This window comes from Niallia sp. FSL K6-0212, assembly GCF_038007605.1.
GTDB classification, from domain to species: Bacteria; Bacillota; Bacilli; order Bacillales; family Cytobacillaceae; genus Niallia; species Niallia circulans.
The window spans coordinates 445603-466042 of the sequence record NZ_JBBOXL010000001.1 but is presented as its reverse complement, the minus strand read 5'-3'; the positions used below and the strand labels follow the sequence as shown (position 1 = coordinate 466042).

Genomic DNA, 20440 nt, shown 5'->3' with positions numbered 1-20440 from the left:
ATTAAAAGGAGCGTTCAACATGTCAAAAGATTATGGCAAGCTTTCTCAAGAAATCATTGACGGCGTTGGTGGAGAGCAAAACATTATTAGTTTATATCATTGCGTAACAAGACTACGCTTTAAATTAAAAGATGAGACAATTGCAAAGATCAATAAAGAAAAGATTCAGAAATTACCCGGAGTTCTTTCCATTGTAGAATCCAATGGTCAGTTCCAGGTTGTAATTGGAAATGAAGTAGCAGATGTGTATCAGTATATCATGGATAAATACAAAATAAAAAGTGCTTTAGGATCTGATTCGGATAATCCTAATGAGGGAGAGGCAGAAGAGAAAAAATCAGGCAATCTCCTTATTCGATTTTTTAATGTAATCTCTTCTATCTTTAATCCAATCATCATTGCGCTCGCTGGTGCTGGGATGACCAAGGCTCTCCTTGTTTTATTATCACAGTATCACATATTAGATGCAGATGGCAGTACGTATAAAATACTATCAGCAGCAGGGAATAGTGTATTTTACTTTTTACCACTTTTTCTAGCAATTAGTGCTGCAAGGGTTTTTAAAGTAAATCAATTTGTTTCATTAGCTATTGTGGCCTCTCTATTAGAGCCTAACTTTGTAGGACTCGTAACAGAAAATGGAACTACTGTTGATTTTCTAGGTATACCAACCGTTTTAATGACTTATTCTGGGACGGTAATCCCAGCAATTGTAGCTATTTACGTTTATTCTCATTTAGAGAAAATTTTGAAGAGGTTTATTCCCAAAAGTATTCAAATATTTGCTCTATCAATGGTTGCATTACTAATTATGGTACCACTTACAGCGATGGTCATTGGTCCTATAGGTGTAGGATTAGGTAATGGATTAGGAAGCATGATGAATTTAATTAGCAGTAAGAGTGGTTTACTAGCTGGTCTTATCATTGGAGCTGGTTGGACATTCCTTGTAATGTTAGGGATTCATTGGGGTATTGTTCCAATCATGATTAATAATCTTGCAACATATGGGTTTGATACTTTACGTCCAATGATTGCTGCTGCAACCTTTGCCAGTGCTGGTGTTGCACTAGGTGTGTACTTAAGAAGCAGAAATAAAGGAACAAAGAGCTTGGCACTGACTTCCCTTGTACCTGCATTGTTAGGGGGAATAACAGAACCCATAGTATATGGTTTATCCGTAAGATATAAAAGGCCGCTCATCGCTCAAGCAATAGCAGGAGGAATCATGGGAGCCTTCATGGGAGCCATGCAAACAAAAGCAATTGTCTATGTGTTTCCCGCATTGACTACTTTACCAGCTTTTCTTGGTGATACCTTCATCTATTATGTAATAGGTATAGCTGGTGCATTTATATTAAGTGCGGTTTTGACATATTTTATTGGAATTAAAGAAGAGGAGCAAGATTCAATAATCAATAAAAAAGCAGCTGAAGGTAAAATGGAGCTGCCGGTAATTGGACATGCAATTTCTTTAGATGATGTGAACGATGAGGTATTTTCATCAAGAGCAATGGGAGATGGTATTGCCATTGTTCCAACAAAAGGAATTCTTTATTCGCCGTTTGATGGAAAAGTTGAGGTTGCATTCCCAACTGGTCATGCTTTCGGCTTAAAATCGAATACCGGTGTAGAGATGTTATTGCATATCGGAATTAATACGGTGGAGCTAAATGGGAAAGGTTTTAATGCAAAAGTAAAAGTGGGAGATTCAGTTGAAAAAGGCCAGATTCTGGGTGAATTTGATCTAGAAGCAATAAAAAATGCTGGTTATGATCCGACAACAATGATGATTTTCACTAACTTAACTGCTGAAGTTCAAGAGGAGATCATTACAGCAAATGATCAAGAAATGATTCATTTAATGAAATGGAAAAATAGTGGAGGTGCAACAGTATGAGTAAGTTTCCAACAGGATTTCTATGGGGAGGAGCTATTGCTGCTAATCAGGCGGAAGGTGCATATTTAAAGGATGGAAAAGGACTGAGCATAGCAGATATTTTACCTGTAGGAAAAAATCGTTTTGATAACTTAACATTAGAGATTCGTGATGGTGTATTTTATCCAAGTCATGATGCAATTGATTTTTACCATACGTATAAAGAGGATATTGCTATATTAGCAGAGGCTGGATTGAAATGTTTCCGAACCTCTATTGCATGGAGCCGTATTTTTCCGGAAGGAGATGAAGCAGAACCGAATGAAAAAGGTTTAGCCTTTTATGAAGATATGTTTCAAACTTTGCGTTCTTTCAACATAGAACCTGTTGTGACTCTATCACACTTTGAAACTCCCCTTCATTTAGTAAAAAAATATGGAGGATGGAAAAATCGACAGCTAATTGCCTTTTTCGAACAATATGCTCAAGTTGTGTTTGAACGGTATCATGGTTTAGTGAAATATTGGATGACTTTTAATGAAATTAATCATACACATACCCTTCCTTTGCTAGCTGCAGGTCTTTATATTGAAGGAGAGGATGAGCAGCAGAAATTGCAAGATATGTATCAGGCTAGCCATCATATGTTTGTCGCTAGTGCGAAGGCTGTAAAAATTGCGCACGGTATTGATAAGTCCTTACAAGTCGGCTGTATGCTTTCCTTAAGTCCTATTTATCCAGCAACTTGTAATCCGAAAGATGTTTTCGAAGCAAACGAATTAAGAAGAAGATCGTTGTTTTATAGTGATGTCCATATTAGAGGGAAATACCCTGCCTATTTTAAACGGATTGTAGAGGAGAACCATTTAAGCCTTGATATTCGAGAAGAGGATCTACAGGTAATAAAAGAGGGAACATGTGATTATTTAGGATTTAGTTTTTATCGAAGTTCTCTTCACGAGGCTGGGATGAAAATTCTAGGGAATACTGGTGGTTTGCTAGGAAAGAAAAATCCATATTTAAAAGAAACACCATGGGGATGGCCAATTGACCCACTCGCACTTCGATATGTTTGTAATGAACTAACAGATCGATATCAAAAGCCGCTATTTATCGTGGAAAATGGAATTGGATTACATGACAAAGTAGAGGAAGATGGCAGCATTATGGATGTGGAGCGAATGCAGTATTTAAAGGAACATGTAGAAATGATGGCAGAAGCAATAAAAGATGGCTGTGAAATTATAGGCTACACTTGGTGGGGACCAATTGATATTGTCTCAGCAGGAACAGGAGAAATGGAAAAGCGCTATGGATTTATTTATGTCGATAAGCAAAACGATGGAACCGGCAGCCTGAAGAGAATAAGAAAAGAAAGTTTCTACTATTATAAAAGAATCATTGAATCAAATGGAGAAGACTTAGAACTTCTTCAATCAGTAGAAAAGGTGGAGAGATAAATGGCAATGAAAAGTTATTTTCCGAAAGATTTTTTATGGGGTGGAGCAATTGCTGCCAATCAGGCAGAAGGAGCTTGGAATGTAGACGGGAAAGGGATGTCGGTTGCAGATGTGGCCAAGTATAAACCAAATATTGATAAAAAGGACTATGTCAGCCAGTGGCATGTAAGTCCAAAGCAAATTGAAGAAGCAATGAAAACAGATGATACAGTCTATTATCCAAAAAGAAGAGGAATTGACTTTTATCATCGATATGTAGAAGATTTGGCATTATTTGAAGAAATGGGCATGAAATGTTTACGTGTATCGATTGCTTGGACCAGATTGTTTCCTAACGGTACAGAAAAGGAACCTATTCAAGCAGGAATTGACTTTTACGTTCGTCTTTTTAAAGAAATGAGAAAAAGAAATATTGAGCCTCTTGTTACTTTGTCTCACTATGAAATGCCATTGTATTTAGTCAACCATTATGATGGATGGGTCTCAAGAGAAGTGGTAGATATGTTTGTAAATTATGCGAAAGTTTGTTTCGACCACTTTGGACAGTATGTAAAATATTGGCTGACGTTTAATGAAATCGATAGTGTTTTCAGACATCCTTTTACTACTGTCGGTGTAGTAGAAGAAAAGTATTCTAGCAAAAAAGAAGCAGAAAATGCCATTTATCAGGCTCTTCATCATCAATTTGTTGCCAGCAGTTTAGCTACTAAATATGCGCATGAAATGATCAAAGACGCAAAAGTTGGCTGTATGTTAACGAGGACCCTTGCTTACCCACTAACTTCTAATCCTGAGGATGTAGTACTTGCCCAAAGGCATAATAGAGAAAATTATTTTTATTCCGATGTTCAAGTGTTTGGCGAGTATCCGTTGTTTATGAAACGATATTTTGAAGAGAATAATATTGTCATAGAAAAGGTAGAGGGGGACGAAGAAATTCTCAAACAGCATACAGTAGATTTCGTATCGTTTAGTTATTATATGTCGATGATTAAAAGTGTTAATGAGGAATCGATGGAAAAGGTTGGTGGTAACTTAATAACAAGTGTGAAAAATCCATACTTGGATATTAGCGATTGGGGCTGGCAAGTAGATCCAGTCGGCTTGCGAATTTCCCTCATTGATTTATATGATCGTTATCATCTTCCATTATTTGTAGTGGAAAATGGCATAGGATCAATTGATGAACTAGTGGATGGTCAGGTACATGATGATTATCGGATTGATTATTTCCGTAGACACTTTGAGCAAATGAATCTGGCATGCAAAGAGGGGGTAGAGATGATGGGATATACATCTTGGGGTTGCATAGATATCGTAAGTGCCTCTACCTCCCAAATGAGCAAAAGATACGGCTTCATCTATGTCGATGCAGACGATCTAGGAAATGGAAGCTACAAACGAATTAAAAAAGATTCCTTTTACTGGTACCAAAAAGTAATTAAGAGTAATGGGGCGGAGCTTTGATAGAAGAGGTAATTAGGAATATTAGCAGATGACAATGGAGGACTTCTGACTTTATCAATAGAAATTAGAAAAGGATACTTTTAAGTAAAGGGAAATCGCCGGTTAAACTGGCGATTTCTTGATTTTAACCATACAGTACTAAAACTACTGGAATAATAGGAGGACATCTGCAAGCGGAAATCCAGTATTTATTATATGTTACAGCAGAGATTCAGCGATATTATTAATCGTTATCAGGAAACACTGATTTTAGTACATTCTTAAAAATTTCTGGAATTTCCCATATATCTAATTTTAATTGGGCAGGGGAAAAAACAGGGAATAATTCTTGCTCGACTACTTAGCCTCCCAAAGCATTGATAGGGATCTGTTGCAGCTACATTTGTAACAAAATAACCAAAGTTTTCATCAAACTTTAATAGTATCCTATTTCCATTTAGCTTTACTTGAACTTGATCACAATTGGAAAAAAGATGACCTCAACTTTTTCACTTTTACAGTGATCCCATTTTTCCGAAGAAAATAACGAGTTTTCTCATTTACGGCTAAATCTAATACTCCTGCTGAAGATCCATGTATGGGCCATCAGTGAGCTTCTTCAAGATAATCGTTACCAGTCCAAGCTTATTTCGATAGCTATCAATGGAAAACATTATTTATCTAAATACTCTCCCAAAAAAGATTCTCCATTTCGGTAAAAGCGCGGATCATAAATGCCGATTCGATTGTCGTCATCTACTACAACTACAAATGGTGACCATCTGTATAATGTTGCAGCTGCAGGATTTTCTGCAAATAGGTAATCAAGGTCCACTTCATCGCTTGAAGTAAGTCTATCCACAAAATTAGCTTTTGTTAGAAGGGAATCATTCATGATATCGACCGTATCAGCATTTTTTCCGATAATGGTAAAATGCCAAGGGATAAAGCTGGCAGACAGGGCAACATCCTGATAATCCTTTTGATAGTTTTTATATAAAACAGCACCTTGAAGAGATTGGATAGCGATATGAAGTACAATTAGAATCCAGCCAATACGGAATAATACATGTGGCTTTATTTTAGGATACACTTTGGAACCAATAAAGGTTAATAAAAAGATAAACCATATCACTAAATCAACAATCGGAACTGTTCCAAAAGTTAAACGAACAGATGAAAATGGTTCGAGATAACCTGTTCCCCATGCGTTGAATACATCACTAGTATTGTGGATGAAAACGGCGAGAAGTGCAATATAATATGATTGAATTCCTTTTATTTTAAAAGCGAAACGATTGATCATGTAAAAGATTAAAGCCCATATAGGAGCTAGAAAAATAGAATGGGTGATGCCTCTATGCCACATCTGATACTGCCCTGTAGTGTCCCAGAGCTGGGAGATAACATCAATATCAGGGATTTGGCTGGCACCTATTGATGTAACAAGCAGGGCATATTTTTCTTTTCTAGTCATTTTTTCTTTATTAACACTTTTATAGATTCCTATACCAAATAAAGTATGTGTAATAGTATCCATATTTCCCCCGTTCTCACAATCAGTCCTTTAGTTTCTCCAATATTTCGATAAATAGTTCATTTTTGGTGGATGCTCTTTTATTCATTTTGACAAGATGATACATCACAATGATAAAAAAGAAAATCCAAGTAAATAGCTGTACAATGAAAGCAAAGTCAGCATTTACGCTAATTTCTATACGGAATATCTCTGGGTGTTGAATAAAATACAACAGGATACCAGCGAATAGAGTAGATAAAATGGCCATAATGGTGGCAGGAAGGGAAACTGAGTTTCTTTGTGCCTTAAAGTAAGCTAGTAAGAGTTCTCTTTTTTCCTTCTCGATTTTAGTGAATGCCTGTTTGATAAGCTCAAGGTTGTCTATAAGATTATACTTCGGTTTAATGTCTTTCAAAAGGTTTTGTTCCAGCCTTCTGCCGCCGTTTCCTCCATCATCAACCCATTCTAACAAACTTTTATAATGCTTCTTTTTCCAGCTTGTTTCACCATTAGACAGCAGATGCAAGAAGCTATCTAATAGAAACATAATAAAAACAGAAAGAAGGATGGAGAAAATGCCATTGATAGTGGTTTGATTTAACACTTCCAGTGAACTGCCTATTGCCAGTCCCGCAAATAACACAACAAAAATAAAAGTAGCCCATAATATCCTGTTCATAAAAATCATCACCAATACATGTATAATTTAAGTAATCTTTAACTTTACTTCCATTATAGCAAGTTCTTGGTAGGAAACATAGGGACGTTCGAAACTAGTAAAGTACGACTTAAAGTAATGAGTTGAAAATGGTCTATCATTAAAATGCGACGTTGCACTGGATTTTTCCAGTTAATTATCATGCTTTCCGGAGCTATTTCGAATGTTTTTGTAACCTCCATTCAATTTATTAAAATAATAAGTCTAATTACATGGGTATAATTAACTATAATCCCCGAAGTGAATACTATTTAATTTCATTTTATGATAATATTGTACTATTGTTAGAAATTAATAAGAGGAGATGGGAAAATGAAAGAAGTAGTATTCTCGATGAATTTATTATTCTTTTGGATTAAGGGAAAAGTCGAAGTTGATAGTAGGTTTGTGAAAACAAATCTATCAAACACAATATTAGGATTTATTCCAGCAGGAAAAGATCAACAAAGCATTCCATTAAAAAATATTTCTGGGGCTATATTATCATCAAAATATCATATTAAACGCATTATTTTAGGACTATTTATATTTTTTATAGGATTAGGTTCTTTAAGTTCCAGTATTTTTGGATTGATTATACTCCTAATAGGTATAGGGATTGCTGGGAATGGTGTACAAACTATACTTACAATTGAAAAATCAGGGACAACCAATGTTATTAGTGTTCCTTTCTTTGAAAAACAAAAGATGCAATTATTACAGAATAGTATACATAATGCCTTAGCAGAAGATACAGATAAAACCGATCTAAATTTATTTTTTGATAAAAAATCACAAGAGGTATAAACTTTAATTTCATGAGATTAATGCTATTATATCAATATTATTAATTGTAAAATGAGGCTTCTAAAAAAGGGTTTATAGGTCTTTTTTAGAAGCCTAATCTATTTAAATTCACCAAAATGCAATAGAAATCCAACTCACTCTTATACCAAAACTCCTTCTATCTCCCCAGTACTTCAAAGGAAACAACTTTGCCTTCGTTTACTGCAATTAAGCCGTGGTCTGTTATTTTTAGTGCTGGGCTTACTGGCAGGGACAGGGTGCTTAATGACATGATTACATTATAATGTTCGTAACCTAATGACTTTAAAGCATCTGTTAATTCTTCTACTTGTGATGCTATGACTTCTAAAGGTTCTTCCGATAGAATGCCTCCAACTGGTAGTGGCACCATGGAGAGAATTTTTCCGTTATAGACACAGCAGATGCCGCCTTGGTTTTTGATGACTTCATTTGCAGCTAGCTGCATATCTGCTTTATTTTTCCCGACTACTAATAAGTTGTGATTATCATGGGAGTAGGTGGTGGCAACAGCACCCTTTTTTAAAATATCACCGCCGATTAAGCCATGTGCTTGATTGTTATTTTTCCCATAGCGTTCAAATGTTTTAACTAAACAATAAGCGCTATTCATCCATTGTAATTTTCCTGCTTCCACTGCAAGTGTATCTTGTCTTTCTTCTGTAAAAGTAGAGCCATTTTGTACATGGATCGTTCGAACAGTGACACTCTTTTTCTCTGTTTCGATAGGTACTTCAAAATCCTCTGCCTTTAAGGGAGCAAGCTTTACACTTTCATAGAAAGGGGCAGGAAATTGTTTGGAGACCGCTCTCTGCACATAAGGGAGGTCTCGCTCAAAAACTTTTTGGCCGTTTTTATATACAGCATCAATGGAAAAGTCTGCGACATTACTCACCATTACAAAATCAGCTATTTTGCCTGGGGCGATAACGCCTCTATCATACATTCTCATCCGCTGTGCAGGAGTATAGGTGCAAGCATAAATGGCATCCTCCATGGACATCCCCATGGCAATAGCTTTCTTCAGCAAGACATTTAAATGGCCTCTTCTTTGAAAAGAATCTGCCATTACATCATCTGTCACAAAGCAAAAATGTTCTTTAACTGGATTTGCACTGAGATAGTCGATTACTTCTTTTGTCATCGATTTCTCTTGAATTTCTAAAAACATGCCAATTGCAATTCTTTCCATCATTCCTTCCACAGTCTGGTGAGTATGGTCGGAGCCGACGCCAGCAAAAGCAATTCCTTGTAATTCATCATCTAATAGTTTAGGAACATGGCCTTCAATTATTAGTTCAGGATAGTTGTTGCGAACAAAGTCGAGAATTTGATTGGTTTTGCAATCTGGCTTTGTGAGAACATCATAGTAATTCATGATTTCGCCTAGGCATTTGATGGACTCTGTCTGCAGCAGTTCTTCGATATCCTCTATTTCAATTGCGCCGCCGGTCGTTTCCATTGCAGTAGCGGGAACAGAGCTCGGAATGCCATAAAACATATCGACCACTTCATTATTGCTTGCCTTAATCATTTCTTTTACCCCAGCAATTCCAAAAACATTGGCCATTTCATGGGGTTCTGGAACGATAGTTGTTACTCCATTCTTTATTAATCCATAGGAAAAGGTTGCAGGTGTAACCATCGTACTTTCAATATGCAAGTGAATATCAATTAAGCCTGGAATGATATATTTTCCATCAGCGTCAACCGTCTCTTTTGCTTGGAAAAATTCTCTTCCCTTTTTTCCGATATAAAAGAACTTTCCATCTTTAATCGCGATATTTTCTTTTCTAAATTGTTTAAAATAACTATTAAACACAATTCCGTTCAAAACGAGTGTATCTACTTGCACGAAAAACCCTCCTCTATTCCACTAGTACCATTTGATTCTGTGGAATAATTACCGTTACTTCTTGTCCGTTTTTAAATGGCTGAACCATTTCTTTATTAATCGTGAAATCACCGAGGGCTGTTTCTACCACATATTGATAGCTTCTGCCAAGGAATGTCGTAATTTTAATGATTCCCTTCATTCCATTCGTTGGGATAGCATCTATGCTTGGCTCCATCATAAAATCATCGGGACGAATGGCGCCCACTTTTTTATTGAGATTTTCCATATGTGCATGTCGATCAACCTTGAAGATCAATCCAGCTTTTTCAAGCTCGATATGATCCTCATGATCTATTCGTTTATCAAAAGGAATGAAGTTTTTAAAGCCGATAAAGTCAGCAACGAACTTTGTTTCGGGATATTGATAAATGGTCGCTGGGTCGCTCAGCTGTTCAATGACTCCTTTATTCATAATGGCAACTTGATCTGAAATCGAGAAGCATTCTTCTTGGTCATGGGAGACGTAAACAGTAGTGATTCCTAGTTCTTGCTGAATTCTGCGAATCTCTACTCTCATATTGACTCTAAGGTTTGCATCAAGATTACTTAGTGGTTCATCAAATAGTAGAATATCAGGTTCGATTACTAAAGCTCTTGCGATTGCCACACGTTGTCTTTGACCACCAGATAGCTCGCTGGGAAATCGTTGTTCAAATCCCCTTAAGTTTACGATCTCCAGCATATTTAAAACGCGTTTCTCGATTTCCTTTTTGTTGATTTTTCGTAATCGCAAGCCAAATGCAATATTGTCAAAAATAGATAGATGAGGAAAGAGCGCATAGTTTTGAAAAACAAAGCCGAAATTTCGTTTGTTAACAGGAACCTTTGTATAATCTTTACCTTCAAAAATAAATTTTCCTTTACTTGCTTCTAAAAATCCTGCAATTAAGCGCAATGTCGTTGTTTTTCCACAGCCGCTTGGACCTAACAGGGAAACAAGCTGTCCTTTTTCAATACTTAAATTAAAATCTTCTAATATATTTTTCTTTTCATATGCAACAGATACATTTTCTAAAGTAAATAAAGCCATTTTTATCCTCCATTATCTTTTCGTGAAATAAGACAATCCCATTAATCTTTCCACTACAAACATAAAGATAGCAGTTAAGAACATTAATAGAACAGAGATGGCTGCAACAGTAGGATCAAAATAATTCTCTACATAAAGCAGCATTTGAATAGGGAACGTACTGACACCGGGTCCAGTCATATAAACCGAAATATCCACATTGTTGAAGGACTCTAAAAAGGCAATCATGACAGCCGCGATAATGCCAGATTTAATGTTCGGCAATACGACACGAAAGAATGTACCAATTCGATTCGCACCAAGACTAAGTGCCGCTTCTTCTATGGAAAAATCAAAGTTTGCCAGACTAGAAGAAATGACGCGAATAATAAATGGCAGCATGATGACTGTATGACCGATAAATAAGGATAAATAAATAGGAAGGTTATAGGTCACAACAATATAACGCAAAAAAGAGAAACCTAGAACGATTCCTGGAATAAGAATCGGAGAAACGAAGATAGCATTAATGATCCCTTTGCCAGCAAAGTTAAAGCGGCTAAGCGCATAGGCTGCTGGTACACCAAGTAGTAATGCTAAAATGTTTCCTGCTATGGATACAATAATGGATGTTTTAAAGGTGCTTAAAAACATTTCCACTTTAAAAATATTCTCATACCATCTAAGGGAAAACTCTTCTGGAGGGAATTTCAGAATACTTCCACTCTCAAAAGAGGTAATCGATATTATTACAAGCGGCCCAAGTAAAAAAATAAAAACAAGGATCGTAAACAGGGCCAATCCTCTATGTTTTTCCTGCATACACGTTTACCCCTTTGGATTTAGTTTTTTCGCAACACCATTCATGATCGTAATAATGATAAAGGTACAAATAATCATTATAGTTGCCACAATAGAGGCAAGTTTCCAGTCATTTAAGGTAATTGCATTTTGATAAAGAAAAGTGGAGATAACCCGTTGTTTTCCACCGAGCAAAGCAGGCGTAGTATATGCGGTAAAGCTGCCCACAAATACTAAAATACTTCCAATTACAAGACCGGGAACACATAATGGCACAATGATTTTCATAAAGGATGCCATTTTGGAAGCACCAAGACTTTCTGCTGCACGCAGTAAATCACTGTCGATATTCTCCATTACACCAACAAGCGTTACGATAATTAATGGAAGAAAAAGGTGAACTAAACCGATAATAATTGCATTAGGCGTATATAAAATATTTAAAGGTTCTTGGATAAGCCCTAGACTCAATAACGTTTTATTTAACACACCATTTTTCCCAATAATAATCATCCAGCTAAAGGAACGAACAACAGGACTTGTCAGCAATGGAAAAATCGTGAATAACAGGAGAACCGCCTTTCTTTTGCTAGGAAGCTTCGCAATATAATAGGAAACTGGAAAGCCAATTAAAATACAAATAAAAGTTGTGAGTAAACTAACGCGTAAAGTAGTAAGAAGGATATCGATAAAGTATTTATCCTTAAAAAAGTCGATATATCCTTGCAAACTAAAGGATCCTCCCTCATTAAAGGTTGTCCCCATCATTGAAAGAATAGGTATTACTAAAAATATCGTTAAAAATAATACTCCTGGCAGTAAAAGTAAATATAAATATCGTTTCTTCAAGACGTCACTCCCTTTCCTCAAAGTGACCATTCAAAATATCAATAAACATCTGGAAGAAGACATCAGCATCTACTTGTAGGGAAATATGCAAATTCGCTTCTCTTTGTAGACGATTTTGAAAATCACAGACGAGCTGACCATCACATAATTCACTTCTTGTTTCAACATCGACAAAATACTTTTCTGTTTGTACTAGGCCTTTGTTGAGGGCAATTCCTACAGCGAGCGGGTCGTGCATAGCGCAAGCATGGACTCCGTACCGGTTAAAATATTTTTGTTGATAGTCATTTGTACTTTGAGCAATATAATCTTGTAAAGATTTATCCGTTATTAACTGAAGATGATCTTTCGTTAATAATGCTTTTCTTGTTACATCTAATCCGACTTGCGTGATAGCAGGAAAGCCTGCATGTAAAACAATTTTTACAGCTTCGGGATCAACATAGCTGTTAAATTCAGCAGTTGGCGTTACATTACCTGGTCCCTTTACAACCCCGCCCATAAAAATAACTTCTTTCACGTGATTCGTGATTTGCGGACATTTTTTCACGGCTAAAGCTAAATTGGTTAAGGGGCCAGTAAACACTAATGTTACTTCGCCCGAAAAGCTTAAAATGGAATTGATTAAAAAGTCAGGAGCGAAGCCATCACTCACTGGATGAGTGACAGCTGTCTCCTTTAGTGCTCCGCCTAAACCATCTTCTCCATGTATGCGATGTTCGAAGAATGGTGCTCGTACGAGGGGAGTGGCAGCTCCTTTTATTACTGGAATATGATTTGCTTTTACTAAATCTAGTATTTTGCATGTGTTTGTTGTTGCTTGATCCAGGGAGACATTGCCATTAACAGTTGTAATCCCTAGAATATCAAATGATTTGCTTTTTACAGCTAGTAGAATACCAATTGCATCATCAATGCCAGTGTCTACATCCAATATCAGCTTCTCTTTCATGATGACCCTCTTTTCTATTATTGAACTAGCTCGCGGTTCCAGCGATCAATCCAGCCCTTTAAGTTATCGTTGATAAATTTCATATCTAATGTGTGCAAGCTGGTGATTACCTCTTCGCCATATGTTAACCCTTGTGCTTCTTCTTCTGTTAATTCGACTTGCGTATTAACCGGTGAATCTACTTTATTTTTAGCTGATTTTTCTTGTGCTTCTTTTCCTAAAATATAGTTGATGAATTTTTCTGATAGTTCTTTTTGGTCTGAACCTTTTACGATGTTTACTGTATTCATAACGGCATATCCACCTTCAGCAGGTGTAACAAATTTAGCATTAGGGACTGCTTCTTTTAAATCAGCAAAGTACATTTCCATGATTGGCCCAGCGGCAATTTCTCCTTGAGCAAACATATTTACATATTCAGAAGTTTGACCATATTCTTTTACAACGCTTGGCATTAAGGATTTTAATTGTTCAAAGGCTTTATCTTCGCTAAAAGTTTGTTCACCGCTAACTAAAGAAGCCACGTCTACCATCATTGGCCCTGTTGTAGAGGTAATGCTAGGGATCGTAATTTTTCCCTTTAAATCTGCACTCCATAGGTCTTTCCAAGAAGCAACGGGTTTTGCTACTTCATCTGGATTATAAGCAATTCCAAATTGCGCTATGGTATAGGCAGGTCCGTACTCTTCACCAAGTGGAGCTTTAGCCGTTTCATAAATATTGTCTAGATTAGTCAGCTTGCTGCGATCAATCGTTTCAAAAACATTATCTTCAATTCCTTGCTGGGCGTAATAGTCGGATAAAAAGATGACGTCAACATCTGAATTTCCTTGTCTCACTTTATTTAAGCGGTCTGCATTATTACCTGTATCTAAGACGATTTCTACATTGTTCTCTTTTTCGAATGGTGCATAAATTTCACTGCGGAAGAAATCTTCATTAAAACCCCAAGTGGAAACAACTAGCTTTTCTTTTTTTTCTTTACTGTTTGATGTGTCATCGGAACTGCATGCTGCTAATAATAAAAAGGATGATGCGGCTACTGCACTAACTAATTTTTTCATTTTCATTTTAGAACCCTCCGAATGATTTAGTTTTTTAGGCTTTAGGAAACGATCTTTCTCGTAAGCTATAAATAATAAAAAAAGACAAGCTTAAATAGAATTATCCTTCTACTTAAGATTGTCTTTTCTTTGTAAACAAAGATTAAACTTATCTTTTGTATATAGTGGCGTTCTGCTTAGATAAATCCAAGAAGAAATCCAAGATTAATGTTTAGTTAATACAATGTTTGTAAAAGCAAGCTGTGTGAAAGAATCATAATCCCTAAGAATCGCTTCAATATTCCAATTTGTCGTTTCTTCTAGTTGTTCTTTTAGCTTTTTCTTAAAAAGTAAGGACAGATGAAAGTCAACCTCTTGTTTAAGGCTCGGTACTTCTCCTTCGAGAGCAGCAGATCGAGGGGCACGTGGATGCTTCGCTTGAAGTGTAATCACATTCTGATCAATCGTTACCTTCAATAATGTCGTTCCAGCACCAAACAAATCTTTTGAAATCTTATTGTATACCTGAGATAGAAATCTTTTCATTTCATTTGCATCGATGATAAATCACCTGCCAAACTTATTGATATTGGTTATTATACATATCATTTTTAAATAATTCAATAGAATGTGCGGATTTTGGCGAAAAAAATATAAATTTGTCGTTTGTAGAGGAAATAATATGGTAAAAAACGAACTATGGAGAGGTTTATGAAATGTGTTCTTCAGTTTCTCTATAGAGCATCATAGCAGGAACCGCTTAAAGGAAGATTGATTTTAATATTGATAAAATTTTATATATTCCTAACTTTAGTATATTCTCTTTTATTTTTCTAGTAGGAGGGAAGATTTTTTGACATTATTTTAGTGTAAGCGAGCGAGTAGTCATGATAGATTGTAATGTTGCATGAAGAAAATTCTTCTTTTTATAAGGGTGATAAAGAAACTGTTTATATATTTTTAACTTAGTTTTTGTGCAAATGAACAAGGAAATTTGGTTGGTTTATCAATTGTTAAAGGGCTTACAATACAATAAAATGAAACCGTATTCAAACAGTTCTATTTGCAATTGGTTTATAAGGGGTATACACCAATTTTAGTAATATTACCAAACAAGGGCAGAACAAAGGATGATTTTTGGAGAGATTCGAATGTAATAGACCGTTATTGTCAAGATTAATAGATTAGGAGGATTATTTATGGCAGCTGGGTTAGAAATTAGTTGGATTGGAGCTTTATGTGGTTTGGCGCTGGCAATCATTTTAATTTTGTTTAAGTTAGCCCCAACTTATTCCCTTATTTTGGGGGCGATTGTTGGAGCATTTATTGGTGGTGCTAATTTTTCAGAGACAATTACGATTTTAGTGTCAGGGACACAAAGTGTTCAAGGAACAGTTATCCGTATTATTGCTGCAGGGGTTTTTGCTGGTGTCATGATGGAATCTGGGGCAGCAGAAACAATTGCCAAGTTTATTGTTGATAAACTCGGTGGGACAAAGGCGATGTTATCTTTAGCATTAGCAACGATGATTATTACAGCAGTAGGAGTATTCATTCCCGTAGCGGTATTAATTGTCGCACCAATTGCTCTGTCTGTGGCAAACAAAATGGGTTATTCTAAGATTGCCGTCTTAGTCGCTTTATCCGGAGGAGGAAAAGCAGGAAATATTATATCTCCAAATCCTAATACAATTGCTGCTGCAGGCGGATTTGAGCTTCATGTTAATCAGGTAATGATAGGGGGACTAATTCCAGCTATTTTTGGTGTAATTGTCACAGTAGTCCTTGCATCGCTAATTAAGTATAAAGGAACGAAAGTGACAGATAAGGAGGCAGAAGAACTTGAAAATGCAAACACCTCCAATCTGCCGTCTTTATCTAAAGCTTTAATAACACCAATTATTGCTATTGTTCTATTGATGATTAGTCCAATAGGAGCATTGCTTGGAATAGATGTACTTACAAAATTGAACATTGACTCCTTGTTTATTTTGCCTTTTGCGGCAGTTGTCGGTACGCTGGCGTTAGGGAAAAAAGAAAAGCTGCTGGATTATTGTACAGCTGGCTTAAATAGAATGACACCAACCATTTTAATTATTATTGGTGCAGGTGCTATTGGTGGATTGATTACTGCTTCAGACTTGCCTTCACAAGTAGTTGCCTTAGTAGAATCATCTGGCATTTCTGGCACATTCCTTGCTCCAATTGCAGGAACTTTAATGGCAGCCGCTACAGCATCTACTTCAACAGGGGTTATTTTGGCAACTGGTTCATTCTCAGAAGCAATCTTGAATACTGGCGTAGCACCTATAGCTGCAGCAGTGATGACACATACTGGCGCTACGGTGATTGACCACTTACCACATGGAACTTATTTTCATGTTACTCGCAACGCTATGAATATGAGTATGGCAGACAGAATGAAAGTGGCAGGTTATGAAAGTATTGTTGGCTTAACCATGACTATTGTAGCAATTATCCTATACGGATTTATTTTATAAAAAGAGGTGGAAGCAATGGGGAAAACATTTTTATTAGCTCCTGATTCATTTAAAGAAAGTATGACAGCAAAAGAAGTATGTGTTGCTATGGAAGCAGGGATAAAAAGAGCAATCCCTGATGCAGAATGTATCCATGTTCCAATGGCAGATGGCGGAGAGGGGACGGTTCAATCACTAGTAGACGCTACAGGCGGTACACTAGTTATAAAGGAAGTTACAGGACCCCTTCATACACCAGTTTTAGCACAGTATGGTATTTTAGGAGACGGTAAGACTGCTGTCATTGAAATGGCATCTGCAAGCGGAATCCATCATGTTAACAAAGAAACAAAAAATCCCCTTATTACCACAACTTTTGGAACAGGGGAATTAATAAGGGAATGTATAGAGCAAGGCATTACAGATATTATATTGGGAATTGGCGGGAGCGCAACAAATGATGGCGGAACGGGTATGGCCGCTGCGCTTGGCTATAAATTTTTAGATAAAGATGGAAATGAATTGTTGTTTGGCGGCGGTTATTTAAATGAACTTAATACAATTGATTGTTCTCATGTTATCCCACAGTTGAAAAATGTGCATATATTGGTTGCATCGGATGTCACAAACCCATTGTGTGGAGAAAATGGAGCATCGGTTGTCTTTGGTCCCCAAAAGGGTGCTACTCCAGAGATGATCCAAATTTTAGATAGAAACCTACGTCACTACGCTAACAAGGTGAAAGAGTATCTTGGAATCGATATAGTAGATACAGCTGGTGCAGGTGCTGCAGGTGGCCTAGGGGCAGGTTTACTTGCTTTCACTCATTCAACGATGAAGAAAGGAATAGATATCGTAATCGAATATACCAATTTAAAGGAAAAGTTAAAAGCAGTAGATTATTGTTTTACAGGAGAAGGCGGCATTGATTTTCAAACAAAGTTTGGCAAAGCCCCATATGGAGTTTCACAAGCAGCTAAAAGTGTGAACCGTGACATTAAAGTAATCGCACTGGCAGGGTGTATTGGTCAGGATGTGGAAGTTTTGTACGAAGAAGGTTTTGATGCCATTTTTGGGATTGTCCCTGGAGCAGCTTCGATTGACACTTTGCTGGCTCAAGGAAAAGAAAATCTTGCAAGAACGGCAGAGAGTATTGCAAGACTATTAAAATAGCATTGCTTGATTTCATACGAGTATATAGCTGAAGCTGTTCCTTTGACTTAGGAGCAGCTTCTTCACTTGATACGATTAATTAACATAAAGATTAGTTCTACAAGATCCAATATATTTTTAGGATCTTTCCCTGTAATTTTATGAATACGATTCAATCGATAATTTAATGTATTTCTATGTACAATCAGCTGGCTGGCTGTTTCATTCATATTCATATTGCAGTTAAGGTAAGCCTGGAGTGTCTTGATAAGTTCATCATTTGTTTCCAGCAAGTCTGACTGAAGGGCTGTTTTTTTTATTTTTTGCAAAGAATAAGATAAATCGGCAATAAACTCACAATCAGCATAAAATATGATTTTCTGATGAAGAAACAACCCTTTTAGTACTTTTAATGCCAATTTTGTCTGAAGAAAACCATCCGCGATTTTATCATTTATTTTGCTAACGGAAATAAAGATATCTTGATATTTAGCTAGATTCTCTAGCAGCTCTTCCATGTTGTTTGGCTCTTGCACAACCACACATAGTGTAGTTTGATAGGGCTGAAAGAAAGGAAAATCTTTGACTATAGTCTCATCAACGTTTTTCTGAAATTCGATATAGACTAGTTGACTTGGTTTATTTAGCTGAACATTATAGGAGGATGCCTGGTCTATTAAATCCTTTGTATAAATAGTATTTGAGTCTATTAATAAGTTGAAAAATTCCTGTTTTACATTCTTTCTCCTATTTTCTTTTTCCGAAGCAATGCTCTGTTCAATTAATAGCAGAACGGTTGACTTCACTAGTTTTCCAAAAGGGCTGGTTTCCTTTATCTCCCCGCTAATACCAACTACTCCTAATATAGACTTATTCCATTCAATAGGCAGATTAATTCCTTTCTTGACAAATTCTTCATCCTTTTCAATAGGAACTATTCTTTTTTGTTTGATGGCAGCAACTGCACCATGATGGAGCGTGCCGATTCTTTCTTTATTGCCACTGCCAATGATAATGCCTGTTTTATCCATAATATTAATATTATATGGAATATCCTTCATCATTTTATTTACAATTTTTTGTGCCTGTTTGGGTGTTAATTCATACATTTTAACTGGCTCACCACCTTTTAAATAAGAAAGAAAAATACTTGCTATTATATAGTATATATGAGAATTAGATATTTGATTTTTTATATTGCAAAGGAATAGTCGAAAGCACTTCATTTAATGGAAATTAAAAGTAGAGAGAAAACCAAAACAATTCAGTACTCTAAAAAATATCTGGATACTTTTTTTGAAAATACTTTAAAAGAACGGGTAAATTTTTCTGAAACTCTAAACAAATCTGCTGGCCTAATGGAGCGGCATAAATATTCTTTTGGCAAAACGGGCAGACATCCTTTTCTTTGAATATGTGTTTTACATTCAAGGGAAAAGGTTCAGTAGAATTTCCAATTAGAAAGTGATAATCATGATTTTCTATGCGGAATAAAATTTCCAGTCCCTTAAAGCTGCTTGACGGATAAATCTTGGTTACCTCAATAGGAAGTTCGTTAATCAAAAGCATAGTTAGATTCAATCCTTAATATTTATTGTATAGTCTTATTAATAAAATAAACTATATCATTAAATGATAGCGTGTTCAAATAGGAATAAACACCACAAATCAGCCAATATTGTGGTGGTAAAGAAATTTAACTTCCCTTCATAAAATCCAAAATCTTATCCTTCAAATTTCCGATACTTGTAAAAATAATATAATTATCTGTTTTGGTATGTATGATGATCCTGTCAGTGTTTCCATAAGGGAGACCAATTCGTATTCCGCTTATTTCTTTCCCGGCATATGTTTCATCATTTGTTACTGCTGTTATATCTGATAAGAGTATTTCAATGGTACTTAGCTGCCATTTTATTTGTAACTTGTTATTGTTCTTTGTTACTTTGACTTCCAACATTCCCATTCACTCCTTTTAACTATGTTTACGGAGATGATGGGGAAAAGTTTCATGGGATAAGTAACTCTCTAAAAGAGTATGAGCAAGCATACTGACTGGTCTTAACACAAAGTTTTATTGCTCTGTATAACTTGGGGTGAGCATGAAAAAGAAACGGAAATGGTGGAATAGAAATGAAAGTTCTGATGATACTCCGGTGTTTTTTCTTAGCAGGTTGTTGTGTTTTGATTACTTGCGCTTTGTGTGAATTCCTTTCTTCATTTATGTTTAGTTGAATCACTTGAAATGGTATCATAGAGAAATATTAGGTTTTTTCCAATATATACTAAGAAAAAAGAGGATGGATTCTAGATGACTGCCGTTATTAAGATGATAAGGATTTCAGGAGGAAGCTTTTGTTTGAGACTTTATAAGAATCGCTCCTCTGAATGCTTTTCTATTCATCTTCATAAACTAACGAAGGGTGATTTT

General features: G+C 36.1%; 17 protein-coding genes. 6 read left to right on the top strand and 11 right to left on the bottom strand.

Going from position 1 to position 20440, the window contains the following annotated elements:
* The first annotated feature begins 19 nt into the window (after positions 1-19).
* The 3 genes from MHH96_RS02075 to MHH96_RS02065 are packed head-to-tail and all read left to right on the top strand — an operon-like array spanning position 20 to position 4806.
* Complete coding sequence (locus MHH96_RS02075) at positions 20-1900, top strand: beta-glucoside-specific PTS transporter subunit IIABC (RefSeq protein WP_047944433.1); 1881 nt, start codon at positions 20-22, stop codon at positions 1898-1900.
* Positions 1897-3339, top strand: a complete 1443-nt coding sequence (locus tag MHH96_RS02070; RefSeq protein WP_047944432.1) for a family 1 glycosylhydrolase — start codon at positions 1897-1899, stop codon at positions 3337-3339. Before MHH96_RS02075 ends, MHH96_RS02070 begins: the two co-directional genes overlap by 4 nt.
* A complete protein-coding gene (locus MHH96_RS02065; RefSeq protein ID WP_144544590.1) occupies positions 3340-4806 on the top strand; it encodes a glycoside hydrolase family 1 protein in 1467 nt (488 codons plus the stop codon).
* 652 nt (positions 4807-5458) lie between these two features.
* Here the strand turns inward: MHH96_RS02065 and MHH96_RS02060 are convergent.
* Both MHH96_RS02060 and MHH96_RS02055 read right to left on the bottom strand, forming a co-directional pair.
* Entirely contained in the window at positions 5459-6325 is an 867-nt protein-coding gene (locus tag MHH96_RS02060; protein ID WP_047944431.1) for a metal-dependent hydrolase, read from the bottom strand.
* Between the two features lie 19 nt (positions 6326-6344).
* Positions 6345-6983 carry a hypothetical protein gene (locus MHH96_RS02055; protein ID WP_047944430.1) on the bottom strand — a complete coding sequence of 213 codons (639 nt, stop codon included), beginning with the start codon at positions 6981-6983 and terminating at the stop codon, positions 6345-6347.
* Positions 6984-7334: 351 nt separating this feature from the next.
* On the opposite strand from MHH96_RS02055, the gene MHH96_RS02050 reads away from it, so the two are divergent.
* Positions 7335-7808, top strand: coding sequence for a hypothetical protein (locus tag MHH96_RS02050; protein WP_047944429.1), 474 nt, complete (start codon positions 7335-7337; stop codon positions 7806-7808).
* A gap of 157 nt (positions 7809-7965) precedes the next feature.
* On the opposite strand, the gene MHH96_RS02045 is transcribed toward MHH96_RS02050, so the two are convergent.
* From MHH96_RS02045 to MHH96_RS02015, 7 genes are all read right to left on the bottom strand, one after another.
* On the bottom strand, positions 7966-9681 hold the full coding sequence (locus MHH96_RS02045; RefSeq protein ID WP_341116506.1) for an adenine deaminase C-terminal domain-containing protein: 1716 nt from the start codon (positions 9679-9681) through the stop codon (positions 7966-7968).
* 13 nt (positions 9682-9694) lie between these two features.
* Positions 9695-10753 carry an ABC transporter ATP-binding protein gene (locus MHH96_RS02040; protein WP_095322740.1) on the bottom strand — a complete coding sequence of 353 codons (1059 nt, stop codon included), beginning with the start codon at positions 10751-10753 and terminating at the stop codon, positions 9695-9697.
* 12 nt (positions 10754-10765) lie between these two features.
* Entirely contained in the window at positions 10766-11554 is a 789-nt protein-coding gene (locus tag MHH96_RS02035) for an ABC transporter permease (RefSeq protein ID WP_047944426.1), read from the bottom strand.
* A gap of 6 nt (positions 11555-11560) precedes the next feature.
* On the bottom strand, positions 11561-12382 hold the full coding sequence (locus MHH96_RS02030) for an ABC transporter permease (RefSeq protein ID WP_061798090.1): 822 nt from the start codon (positions 12380-12382) through the stop codon (positions 11561-11563).
* 4 nt (positions 12383-12386) lie between these two features.
* Complete coding sequence (locus tag MHH96_RS02025; protein ID WP_336044736.1) at positions 12387-13334, bottom strand: nucleoside hydrolase; 948 nt, start codon at positions 13332-13334, stop codon at positions 12387-12389.
* A gap of 17 nt (positions 13335-13351) precedes the next feature.
* Positions 13352-14398 (bottom strand): ABC transporter substrate-binding protein, encoded by a 1047-nt coding sequence (locus tag MHH96_RS02020; RefSeq protein WP_341118093.1) that lies wholly within the window; start codon positions 14396-14398, stop codon positions 13352-13354.
* Between the two features lie 204 nt (positions 14399-14602).
* Complete coding sequence (locus tag MHH96_RS02015) at positions 14603-14923, bottom strand: Na-translocating system protein MpsC family protein (RefSeq protein ID WP_047944423.1); 321 nt, start codon at positions 14921-14923, stop codon at positions 14603-14605.
* A gap of 653 nt (positions 14924-15576) precedes the next feature.
* Here MHH96_RS02015 and MHH96_RS02010 point away from each other — a divergent pair.
* Positions 15577-16878: a GntP family permease gene (locus MHH96_RS02010; protein ID WP_095329806.1), complete on the top strand. Its 1302-nt coding sequence runs from the start codon at positions 15577-15579 to the stop codon at positions 16876-16878.
* Between the two features lie 15 nt (positions 16879-16893).
* Positions 16894-18030 (top strand): glycerate kinase family protein, encoded by a 1137-nt coding sequence (locus MHH96_RS02005; RefSeq protein ID WP_144544598.1) that lies wholly within the window; start codon positions 16894-16896, stop codon positions 18028-18030.
* Between the two features lie 62 nt (positions 18031-18092).
* Here MHH96_RS02005 and MHH96_RS02000 read toward each other — a convergent pair whose 3' ends face one another.
* A complete protein-coding gene (locus tag MHH96_RS02000; RefSeq protein WP_047944420.1) occupies positions 18093-19118 on the bottom strand; it encodes a CdaR family transcriptional regulator in 1026 nt (341 codons plus the stop codon).
* 587 nt (positions 19119-19705) lie between these two features.
* Positions 19706-19969 carry a SunI/YnzG family protein gene (locus MHH96_RS01995; protein ID WP_047944418.1) on the bottom strand — a complete coding sequence of 88 codons (264 nt, stop codon included), beginning with the start codon at positions 19967-19969 and terminating at the stop codon, positions 19706-19708.
* Positions 19970-20440 lie beyond the last annotated feature (471 nt).